This window comes from Halogeometricum rufum (assembly GCF_900112175.1).
GTDB lineage: Archaea > Halobacteriota > Halobacteria > Halobacteriales > Haloferacaceae > Halogeometricum > Halogeometricum rufum.
Genome location: NZ_FOYT01000002.1, coordinates 180,147 through 190,406, shown reverse-complemented (window position 1 = coordinate 190,406; position 10,260 = coordinate 180,147). Strand labels below are relative to the sequence as shown.

12 protein-coding genes and 1 tRNA gene are annotated in these 10,260 nt (G+C 69.9%); 6 read left to right on the top strand and 7 right to left on the bottom strand.

Going from position 1 to position 10,260, the window contains the following annotated elements; all coding sequences use genetic code 11:
• Positions 1–187: 187 nt before the first annotated feature.
• The 5 genes from BM310_RS10530 to BM310_RS10510 all read right to left on the bottom strand — a co-directional run bounded on the left by BM310_RS10530 (position 188) and on the right by BM310_RS10510 (position 2,531).
• Positions 188–970 carry a DNA-directed RNA polymerase subunit D gene (locus BM310_RS10530; protein WP_089807483.1) on the bottom strand — a complete coding sequence of 261 codons (783 nt, stop codon included), beginning with the start codon at positions 968–970 and terminating at the stop codon, positions 188–190.
• A gap of 9 nt (positions 971–979) precedes the next feature.
• A complete protein-coding gene (locus BM310_RS10525) occupies positions 980–1,375 on the bottom strand; it encodes a 30S ribosomal protein S11 (protein WP_089807481.1) in 396 nt (131 codons plus the stop codon).
• A 3-nt stretch (positions 1,376–1,378) separates the two neighbouring features.
• Positions 1,379–1,906, bottom strand: coding sequence for a 30S ribosomal protein S4 (locus tag BM310_RS10520; RefSeq protein ID WP_089807479.1), 528 nt, complete (start codon positions 1,904–1,906; stop codon positions 1,379–1,381).
• Positions 1,906–2,427 (bottom strand): 30S ribosomal protein S13, encoded by a 522-nt coding sequence (locus BM310_RS10515; protein ID WP_089807477.1) that lies wholly within the window; start codon positions 2,425–2,427, stop codon positions 1,906–1,908. The genes BM310_RS10520 and BM310_RS10515 overlap by 1 nt, the downstream gene beginning before the upstream one ends.
• A 19-nt stretch (positions 2,428–2,446) precedes the next feature.
• Positions 2,447–2,531, bottom strand: a tRNA-Ser gene (locus BM310_RS10510).
• A 331-nt stretch (positions 2,532–2,862) separates the two neighbouring features.
• Between BM310_RS10510 and BM310_RS10505 the strand changes: the two genes are divergently transcribed.
• A complete protein-coding gene (locus tag BM310_RS10505) occupies positions 2,863–3,228 on the top strand; it encodes a thioredoxin family protein (RefSeq protein ID WP_089807475.1) in 366 nt (121 codons plus the stop codon).
• Positions 3,229–3,290: 62 nt separating this feature from the next.
• Here the strand turns inward: BM310_RS10505 and BM310_RS10500 are convergent, their stop codons facing one another.
• Complete coding sequence (locus tag BM310_RS10500) at positions 3,291–4,244, bottom strand: universal stress protein (protein ID WP_089807473.1); 954 nt, start codon at positions 4,242–4,244, stop codon at positions 3,291–3,293.
• Positions 4,245–4,284: 40 nt separating this feature from the next.
• The gene (gene moaA, locus BM310_RS10495; RefSeq protein WP_089807471.1) at positions 4,285–5,244 is read right to left on the bottom strand and encodes a GTP 3',8-cyclase MoaA; all 960 of its coding nucleotides are present in this window, start codon (positions 5,242–5,244) and stop codon (positions 4,285–4,287) included.
• A gap of 221 nt (positions 5,245–5,465) precedes the next feature.
• Between moaA and BM310_RS10490 the strand changes: the two genes are divergently transcribed.
• The 5 genes from BM310_RS10490 to BM310_RS10470 all read left to right on the top strand — a co-directional run bounded on the left by BM310_RS10490 (position 5,466) and on the right by BM310_RS10470 (position 10,203).
• Positions 5,466–6,512 carry an Mrp/NBP35 family ATP-binding protein gene (locus BM310_RS10490; RefSeq protein ID WP_089807469.1) on the top strand — a complete coding sequence of 349 codons (1,047 nt, stop codon included), beginning with the start codon at positions 5,466–5,468 and terminating at the stop codon, positions 6,510–6,512.
• Positions 6,509–6,829: a hypothetical protein gene (locus BM310_RS10485; RefSeq protein ID WP_089807467.1), complete on the top strand. Its 321-nt coding sequence runs from the start codon at positions 6,509–6,511 to the stop codon at positions 6,827–6,829. The genes BM310_RS10490 and BM310_RS10485 overlap by 4 nt, the downstream gene beginning before the upstream one ends.
• 201 nt (positions 6,830–7,030) lie before the next feature.
• Complete coding sequence (locus BM310_RS21390) at positions 7,031–7,720, top strand: P-loop NTPase family protein (RefSeq protein WP_089807465.1); 690 nt, start codon at positions 7,031–7,033, stop codon at positions 7,718–7,720.
• Complete coding sequence (locus BM310_RS10475) at positions 7,720–8,034, top strand: hypothetical protein (RefSeq protein ID WP_089807463.1); 315 nt, start codon at positions 7,720–7,722, stop codon at positions 8,032–8,034. The genes BM310_RS21390 and BM310_RS10475 overlap by 1 nt, the downstream gene beginning before the upstream one ends.
• 6 nt (positions 8,035–8,040) lie before the next feature.
• Positions 8,041–10,203: a type B DNA-directed DNA polymerase gene (locus BM310_RS10470; protein ID WP_089807461.1), complete on the top strand. Its 2,163-nt coding sequence runs from the start codon at positions 8,041–8,043 to the stop codon at positions 10,201–10,203.
• Positions 10,204–10,260: the final 57 nt, after the last annotated feature.

Here is a 10,260-nt window from a genome sequence, read left to right as displayed (position 1 = left end):
TTCGATTCGGCACCCGACACGGTCGCCGTCGCTCGAACGCGAGACGCGCGCGGACGCGGCCGTCAGGGCGGCCGCGGGCGGCGTCGCCGTCGCCGGACGGAATCCGGCGGGGTGACGAGCGTTGCCCGTCACTGTCGCTTCGCGGACGGCGAACGGTCGTCGGGTGTGGGAAGGGGCAGTCATTCTGTTATATCGCTACTTTCTGTTCGAGTTCGGCCGCGCGGTCCGAGATGCTCTCGACGGCGCGGCGAACCAGTTCCTCGACGGTGAACGACCCGTCCGTCTCCACGTGGAAGACGAACGCGCCGGGCACGTCGTGTACCTCGACGTCCTTGCCGGGGTACCGCTTCGTGAGGTCGTTGTCGAACTCCGAAGTGGGGACGAGGTCGCCGTCTTCGGCGCTCTCGTCGGCGGCGTGTTCGGCCGCCTGCTCTTCGATGACCCCGCGGAGGACGTTCGGTTCCTGCTCTTCGAACTCGCCGGCGTCGCCGACGACCTCCACGCGGTGGAGGTGTCGGTAGCCGACGGCCACGCCGCCCTGGTGTTTGGCGTGGGCCTTCCCGCTCCCGAGGACGGCGTCGGCCTCCAGCTGAAGCCGCTGGCCCTCCTTCAGTTCGATGACGGGAACGTTCTGCTCGGCCGGCTTGACGAGTTCGTCGGACGTCTCGATGTCTCCGGAGTAGGCCGTCGCCGGACCCTCCACGTCGAGCGAGAGCGTCACGGTGTCGCCCTGCTCGAAGTCGTCGAGAGGCGTCGTGAGCGGAACGAGGCCGAGGCGGAGACCGATCATCTCGTCGAACATCACCGACGAGTTCTCGACGAACCGGACGGTGTCGATACTGAACGTCGGCACGTCCGCTATCATCGCGCGCCGGATGCCGTTGGCGACTGCCGGGGTCATCCCGCGGACGAGGAAGCGAGCCTTTCGGTCGTCACGTTCGATGAACTCGACCTCGAAATCTTCTGCCATGGGTCTGTGTTAGAGTCGGCTGTTTTTCGGCGCGCGAGTGCCGTCGTGCGGAATCGGCGTGACGTCCTCGATGCGACCGATTTCGAGACCGGCGCGGGCCAGCGCGCGAATCGTCGCCTGCGCGCCGGGGCCGGGGCTCTTGTTGAGGTTACCGCCGGGGCCGCGCACGCGAACGTGCAGGCCCTCGATGCCGGCCGCTTTGACTTCCTCTGCGACCTTCTCGGCCATCTGCATGGCCGCGTACGGCGACGCCTCGTCGCGGTTCTGCTTCACCACGGCACCACCGGACGACTTGGCGATGGTTTCGGCGCCAGTCTGGTCGGTGACGGTGATGAGCGTGTTGTTGAACGATGCGTGGACGTGGGCGATGCCCCACTTCGCGCCGGTGTTCTCGGATTCGCTCATTGGTTACTCCTGTCCCTCTGCTCGCTCGGGGTGCAGTTCGTCCGAGAGCGGACTCCCTTCGTCGAACTCGACGAGGCCCTCCTCGGAGACTTCGACCGTCTTCGACGGACGCGTGACGCGGGCACCGTCGACGACCACGTGGCCGTGGACGATGAACTGACGCGACTGGTCCGGCGTGTGGCCGAGCCCTTTGCGGTAGGCGACCGTCTGCAGACGACGCTCGAGGATGTCGGTCACGTCGAGACCGAGCACCTGACTGATGTCGTCGTCCTCGGAGAGGATGCCGTAGCGGCGGAGACGGTCGAGGAACTCCGCGCCGAACTGCTCGGCGAGTTCCATGTCGCCCTGCGCTTCGCCGATGAGGCGTCGGGCCTCGCGGCGGTAGCTGCGCAGTTCGGACTGGGCACGCCAGAGTTCCTCTTTGTTCTTCAGGCCGTAGCGCCCGAGGAGGTCGGCCTCCTGCGCGATGCGCTCGCCCTGGAACGGGTGGTTCGGCGTCTCGTAGAACTTGGTGTTCTTACCAGTCGCCATTACTCCTCACCACCCTCTTCTTCGGCTGCCTGTTCTTCTTTGATGGCCTCGACGTTCACGCCGATGGTCCCCTCGGTACGTCCGGTGGACTTCGTGCGCTGTCCGCGCACCTTCTGTCCGCGCTTGTGTCGGACGCCCTTGTAGGAGCTTATCATCTTCATGCGGTTGATGTCGTGGCGGCGCTTCTCTTCGAGGTCCGAGCCGGTCTTGTGGCTGGTCTCGCCGCTGTAGAAGTCGTCGCGGCGGTTGATCATCCACTCGGGGGCGTGGTCGTCGAAGTTCTCGACGACGTCGACGATGGCGTCGATCTCGTCTTCGTCGAGAAGCCCGAACGTCGCCGTTCGGTCCACACCCGCGGCGTCGGTAACGATGCGCGCCGTGCGCTTGCCGATACCTTTCATGTCGGAGAGACTCCGCTCTACCGACTTCGTGCCGTCCAGGTCGGTCTGACCGATTCGGACGAAGTATCGGAGGTTTTCCTCCTCCTCGGGAGCGTCGTCTTGTGGTTCTTCTGCACTCATGACTGGAAAGTCGGGTGAGCGTTGCGGCGGGGATTCGAACCCCGGAGGCGGTGTGCCACTGAGTTAGCAACCCAGCGCCTTGGGCCAGGCTTGGCTACCGCAACACACGATCTGGTTGGGTACTGTCGCCCTTCCGGACTCGGGGCCGACGCCCCTACAGCGTATTGCAGTCGAAACAAAACGGGGTGCCCACTTAAGCATCACGATAGGCCGTTCGGGTGAGAGCGCGCCACACGCCCGCGTTCTCCTGCGTTCTCGCCGCGCCACCTCCTCGCGGACCGGACGAGTCACCGCCGCGCGTCGGCGTCGACGGCGGAGAGCGACGCCGCGCGCCTCTTTCGCCACCGCGTCCGTGCGACGTGCCAGCACGCCGGACGTGCGCCGGTCGAGACACTGCGCCGAAACGATATATCCCGCGGGGACGCACGGGAGAGTATGAGTGCCGACACGCCCTCGGACGCCGCGCCCAACAGACCGGTCTCCGTCGAGACGGAGGCGGAACTGGACGAACTCGTCCGCGAGAACGACCTCGTCCTGGTCGAGTTCTACACGGAGGGCTGCGGTATCTGCCGGAGCATCGAACCCGTCCTCGGTAACGTCGCCCGCGCGCACGAGGACCTGACCGTCGTCCTCGTCAACCCGCGCGACGACCCGCCGCTGATAGACCGGTTCAACGTCCGCAGCGTCCCGATGCTCGTCCTCTTCGAGGACGGGGAACGCGTCGGAACGCTCGCCGAGGGGTTCCAGGGCGGGTCCGCGATAGACGACTTCGTCGCCGAGACGCGGTCGGACGCGCCGTAACCCGACCGTTCTCTTCTCGCCTCCCCTCTCGCATCCCCGTCGACGCCGATTCGTCGCCCCGCTTATTCGTCGCCGCGCTTCGCCGCCGCGCCGTCGGTCTCGCCCCGCACGACCAGCACCGGCACCGGACTCCCGCGGACGACGCGCCGCGAGACGCTCCCGAGGGGGCGCGTCTCGGCGTCGGTCGGTCGCCGCGCACCCACCACGACGAGGTCGGTGCCCGCGTCCGCGACGTCGAGAATGCGGGCCGCCGGGACGCCCGTCTCGACGCGGGGGGCGACCGAGAGGCCGACGCTCGCTCCCTCCATCGCCACCCGCTCGACGGTCTCGCGCGCCGACGCGTCCAGCGAGGCGCGCGCGTCTGGCGTCCGCCCGACGCGTTCGTCCACGACCGACAGGGCGTCCACGTCGGCGCCGTAGGCGGCCGCCAGCGACAGGGCCGCCGCCGTCGCTCGCCGCGTCGTCGCCTCGCCGTCCGTCGCGAGGAGGAGTCGGCGGTACGACGGCGTGACGGCACCGGCGTCGTCGTCGTCGATGGGGACGGCGAGGACGGCCGACGCGACGCGGTCGAGCAGTTCCTCGGCGACGCTCCCGAGAGCGAATCGCTCGTCCCCCGTCCGCCCCCGCGTCCCGACGACGACCACCTCGGCGTCCACGTCGGCCGCGAAGGCGGCGACGACGGCGGCGGGGTCGCCCTCCTCGACGGCGGTGAGTGCGTGGACGCCGGCCGCCGTCGCCCGGCGCGCCGCCGTGGCGGCCGCCTCCTCGCCCTCCACCGCCGCGCGGGTCCGCACCTGTCGGCGCATCCCCTCGCTGGCGAACGACGCGACGCGTTCGCCCTCGACGACGGCGAGGACGTGAAGCACCGCGCCCGTCCGGTCGGCGAGTTCGACGGCGTGCGCGGCGGCCGCCTCGGCGCCCGGACTGCCGTCCGTGGCGAAGAGGATTCGGGAGACGGAGAACCGGTCGGATACGTGGTCGGCGTCGGTCGCCGAGGGGTCGCGGGAGGCGGTCATGCCACCGGTAGGGCGCGCCCGGAGATAAGTTCGCGTCGGGTCAGGCGCCGATGTACTTCTCGTTGATGACCCACTCGTCGTCCTCGTCCTGCACGAGGTACTCGCCGTAGTAGGGGACGCGTTCTTCCACCGTCTCGCGGTACGCCTCGCGAATCTCCTCGCGGGTCATCTCGCCCATCGGCCGCAGGTCGTCGTTGCGGTTGAGACAGCCCTTGAGGAAGCCCTCGTGCGTGACGCGGACGCGGTGGCAGTTCGCGCAGAAGTCCTCGTTCTCCACCGGGTCGACGATTTCGACCATCCCCTCGCCGACGAAGTAGCGGCGGCGGTGGTGCATCTCGCGCATCTCCACCCGGTCGGCCTTCTCCGCCAGCCAGTCGTGGACGCGTTGGATGTCGATGTTCCACTCGGGGCGGCCGGTCAACTCGGGCATGTACTCGATGAGTTGGAGTTGCAGGCCGGGGTTCTCCGCGACGTGGTCGACCATCTCCTCGACGTACCCCGCCGTGTGTTCGAAGACGACCATGTTCAGTTTCACCGGGTCGAGTCCGGCGTCGAGGGCGGCTTCGACGCCCTCCATCACCTTGTCGTACGCGCCGGACTTCGTAATCTCAGCGAACGCTTCGGGGTCTAAGGCGTCCTGCGAAACGTTCACCCGAGAGAGACCCGCCGCCTTCAGGTCCTCGGCGCGCCCCGGGAGGAACGTCCCGTTCGTCGTCAGCGACGTCTCCATCGAGTCCGGCGTGCGTTCGATTATCTCCTCTAAGTCCTGTCGAAGCATCGGTTCCCCGCCGGTGAACTTCACCTTCTCGACGCCGAACTCCTCGACGACTTCGAGGAAGCGAACGACGTCGTCGGTGGACATCTCGTCGTCCGACGGTTCCATCGGGCCGCGCGTGTCGCCGAGTCCCTCGTTGTGGCAGTAGACGCAGTCGAAGTTACACCGGTCGGTGAGAGAGATGCGGACGCCGCTCACTTCGCGTCCGAAGTCGTCCACGAGCATGTATCGACTCTCGTATTCGATGTTGATAAATTCGCGGTCGTCGCTCGCCAGTTCGTAACTAGTGGCGGTTACGCCGCGCCCGATAACGGGAGTAGATGCGGTTACAATTGCCGCGACGTGTCCGACGCAGAGACGGTCGGCCGTCGGAGACGGTACGAGTCGGGATTCCGACCCGTCACCCGTTCAAAACCCTTATCGGCGGCTCTCACGCACTTCGTGTCATGGACGACGAAGCGGTACGCGACCGACTCCGGGCGGTCGACGACCCGGACCTCGGCGACGACATCGTCTCGCTCGGACTCGTCAACGCCGTCGAGGTGGACGACGAGGCGGGCGTCGTTCGCATCTCACTCGCACTCGGCGCGCCGTACTCGCCGCACGAGACGGACGTCGCCGCGGCAGTCCGCGAACAGTTCGCCGACACCGACTACGAGGTGGACCTCACGGCGAAGATTCCGCGCGACCTCTCGGCCGAGGAGGACGTGCTCCCGGGCGTGAAGAACGTCATCGCCGTCGCCTCCGGCAAGGGCGGCGTCGGCAAGTCCACCGTCGCGGTGAACCTCGCCGCCGGCCTCTCGAAACTCGGCGCGCGCGTCGGCCTGTTCGACGCCGACGTGTACGGGCCGAACGTCCCGCGGATGGTCGCGGCCGACGAGGCGCCGCAGGCGACGGGCGAACAGCGCATCGTCCCGCCGGAGCGGTACGGCATGAAACTCATGTCGATGGCCTTCCTCGTCGGCGAGGACGACCCGGTCATCTGGCGCGGCCCGATGGTCCACAAACTCCTGACCCAGTTGGTCGAAGACGTCGAGTGGGGCGAACTCGACTACATGATTCTGGACCTGCCGCCGGGGACGGGCGACACGCAGTTGACCGTCCTCCAGACGCTGCCTCTCACGGGTGCCGTCATCGTGACGACGCCCCAGGACGTGGCCATCGACGACGCGCGCAAGGGCCTGCAGATGTTCGGCAAGCACGACACGAACGTCCTCGGCATCGTCGAGAACATGTCGTCGTTCCGGTGTCCCGACTGCGGGTCGGCGCACGACATCTTCGGCGCGGGCGGCGGCGAGGCGTTCGCCGCGGAGAACGGGATGCCGTTCCTCGGCGCGATTCCGCTGGACCCCGCGGTGCGCACCGGCGGCGACGGCGGCCGACCCGTCGTCCTCGACGACGACGACGAGACGGGCGCGGCGTTCCGCCGGATGACGGAGAACGTCGCGGACATGACGGGCGTCGTCCGACGGCGCGACGCCGCCGACCGATGACCGGGGAGGACCGGCGCTCCGGCGTGGACGCGACGCCCGGCGAAGCGTCGTCGTCCGAGTCGGACGCCGTCGGGGCCGCCGACGCGGACGGCGACGCCGACGCCGAGTTCACCCCAGACGCGGAACGGCGGGAACTGCTCCGTACGGTGGCCGAGGACGTGTACGGCGACTCCTCGGAGAGCCGACAGCTCTCGGCCGTCCTCTACCGGGTGAGCGACCTGTACGACCCCGAGGAGGACACCTCACCCGAGGAGATATACCGCAACGTCCGGCACATCATGGACATCAAGGCGAAGGGCGGCCTGCGCACCGACTGACCGGGCGGCCTGCGCACCCACCAGCCGCACGGTTCGAGTCTCCGCGGGCCCGTTTCACTTTCGCCGGCATTACGATTCAGAATCTCTTGGTAGAGGAACCCTCGGCCGCGATTCGGGCGGTTTGGCCGCCCTCTCCCGAGTTCACTTTCACTCCGCACCCATGGCTCGCTTTTACCGATATCTCTCGCGAACGTGACCGACATGACGTACGACTCGACGCAGGAACTCCCGACGCTCGACCCGGGCGTGACGTTGCTCCGTCGCCCCGACCCGCGAGACGCCGTGTTGCACCGCCTCGTCGTCGCCGCCCTGCGCCGCCGCGACGGGGGCGCGCTCTGGGTGGACGCCCGCAACGAGGCGTCGACGGCGGCGCTGTACGCCGCCGACCCCGCGGGGCGAACGCTCGACGGCCTCCGCGTCGCGCGGGCGTTCACGGCGTACCAGCACCACGAACTCGTGCGGTCGCTCCCCGGCCGGGCGACGCCGCGGACGGCGCTCGTCGTCGTTCCGCGCCTGCCGTCGCTGTACCGCGACCCGGACCTGCCCGAGGCGGCGGCGGACCGTCTGTTCGACGCCAGTCTCGCCGTCCTCCGCGAGTTGGCGGACGCGCTGGACGTGCGCGTCCTCGTCACCGCCGACGGGGCGGACGACGGTCTGACCGACCGGGTTCGGGAGGCGGCCGACGACGAGGTGGTCGTCCGCCGCACCGGGATGGGCCTCGCCTTCGAGGGCGACTCCGTCCGGAGCGACGTCTACTGGCACGACGACTGGTGGCAGACGACGATTCCGTACTGGGTCGAACTGTGCGGCGTCGCGCCCGACGACGCGGACGCGATGGCGGCCGACGGGCCGCGCGACCCCCTGCAGTCGTGGCTCGGCGGGGCCGTCTGATGGGCCGAACGAACCCCACCTACCGCGACGCCCTCGACCGCTACGAGGCGTCGTGGTCGGCGTACCGGCGGACGCTCAGGGCGGCGCACCGGCCGGACTTCGACCGCCTGTTCGACCGGGCCGCCGAGTTCGCCGCCGCCTCGGGCCAGCAGAACCCGACGGACCCGCACCGGACCGTCGTCGTCTCCGTCCTCCTCTCGCAGGAGCGCGAACTGCGACGGCTCAGAGAGCGCGTGTTGGCCCTCGAAGCGGCCGACGGAGACCCCGACGACGGGGGGCCACAGGCGGCGGACGGACCGAGGGGAGCGGAGTGACGACCCGTGCCGTTCGCCTTCGACTTCGAGGACGGCGACGTGGTCGAGTGGTCTCGCACCGCCGACGGCGTCGCGTCCGCGCGCGTCACCGACTACGCGCCGACGCTCCGCTTCGCCGGGCCCGAGGCGGCACTCGACGAACTCGAAGCGCGCGTGCGCACGAGAGACAGCGTGGCGTCCGTCGGTCGGGAACGGAAGTACCTGCGTCTGGACGCCGACGAGCGAGCGGAGGTGCTCCGGGTGGAGGCGACGGACCCCCGGGACGTCCCCGGCCTCGCGGCCCGGATTCGGGAGTCGTCGCTCGCGGACCTCGCTCCGGGCGCGGTCCGCGCGTACGACGTGGACCTCGACCCGGGGTTCCGGTACTGCGTCGAGACGGGCACCTCGCCCGTTCCGAACGAGGGGTTGCGGACGCTCCGACTCGAACTCCCCGACCGAGCGCTCGCGGACGGCGACCTGTCGGAACTCGTCGTCGGGGGCGGTGACGGCGCGCAGACGGACGCCGACTGCGACGCCACCGAGCGAGAACCGCCGACCGTCGCGTCCGACCGCGACGCCGTGGACGCGGCGGCCGCCCGCCTCGACGCCGTCGACCCGGACGTCCTCGTCGTCAGCGACGCGCGTCTCCTCCCCCTCGTCGCCGAGCGAGCGGTGGCGCTCGGTGCGGACCTCCCACTCGGGCGTCGCCCCGGACTCGAACGACTCGCGGGCGAGAACACCGTCGAGAGTTACGGCCGCGTCCGCCACTCGCCCGCCCGCTACGACGTGCCGGGACGGGCCGTCGTCGACGCCGGGGGCAGTTTCCTCTGGAACCAGTCGCGCCTCGACGGCCTGCTGTACCTGGTCGAACGGTCGTGGCGACCCCTGCAGGAGACGGCGCGGGCGAGCATCGGGAGGGTGCTCACGTCGATACAGACCCGCGAGGCGCACGCCCGCGACGTTCTCGTCCCGTGGAACAAGTGGCGGCCGGAGGCGTGGAAGTCCGTCGACGACCTGCACGCGGCGGACCGCGGCGGCCTGACGTTCGACCCCGAGGTGGGCCTCCACGAGGACGTGGTCGCGTTCGACTTCGCCTCGCTGTACCCGCGCATCATCTGCGACCGCAACGTCAGTCCCGACACCGTCCTGTGCGACTGCCACGCCGGGCGCGACGACGTGCCCGAACTCGGGTACGCCGTCTGCGACGAACGCGGCTTCCTCCCCGACGTGCTCTCGCCCCTCCTCGCCGACCGGCGGCGACTGAAGCGAACGGCGCGCGCGGCGGACCGCGCGGGCGACGAGGCGACGGCGACGGCCGCCCGACGGCGCGCGGGCGCGATAAAGTGGGTCCTCGTCTCCTGCTTCGGCTATCAGGGCTACCGGAACGCCAAGTTCGGCCGTATCGAGTGCCACGAGGCCATCAACGCCTACGCGCGCGACGTCCTCCTGCGCGCGAAGTCGATGGCCGAAGCGCGGGGCTGGCGCGTCGTCCACGGCATCGTCGACAGTCTGTGGCTCACCCGCGACGGCGACGCGTGCACGCCGGAGGCGCTCTCTGCGGCCGTCACGGACGCCGTCGGCATCCCGCTCGACGTGGAGGACCGGTACGACTGGGCGTGTTTCGTCCCCAAGCGAGGCTCCTCGCGTGGGGCGCTCACGCGGTACTTCGGCCGCGTCGCCGACCGCGAGGAGTACACGGTTCGCGGCATCGAGTGCCGCCAACGCCGCACGTCCGCGTTCGTCGCCGACGCGCAACGCGACCTGATTCGGACGCTGGACCGCCACCGGACGCCCGAGGCGGTCTGCGACAGACTCGGTCGGCACCTCTCGTCGCTCCGCCGCGGCGACGTGGACCCCGCGGACCTCGTCCGCACGACGCGTCTCTCTCGGCGTGCCGACGAGTACGACCGGGACTCCCTGCCCGCCGCCGCCGCGCGCCGGTCGGCCGACTGCGGCGTCCCGCGGGCGCCGGGCGAACGGGTCGGGTACGTCGTCACCGACGACGACGCGTCCGGCGCCGCCCGCCTCGCTCTGGACTTCGAGGACCCCGCCGACTACGACGCCGACCACTACGCGGCGCGCCTCGTCCGCGCCGCCGAGAGCGTCGTCTCCCCGTTCGGGTGGTCCCGCGGCCGGGTTCGACGCCACCTCCGGCCCGGCCGCGACACGACGCTGTCGGCGTTCGACTGACGGCGAGGAGTCCCGGCTCGCGCGTGTCACCGCGTCTCGAAGGGGGCGACTTTTCAC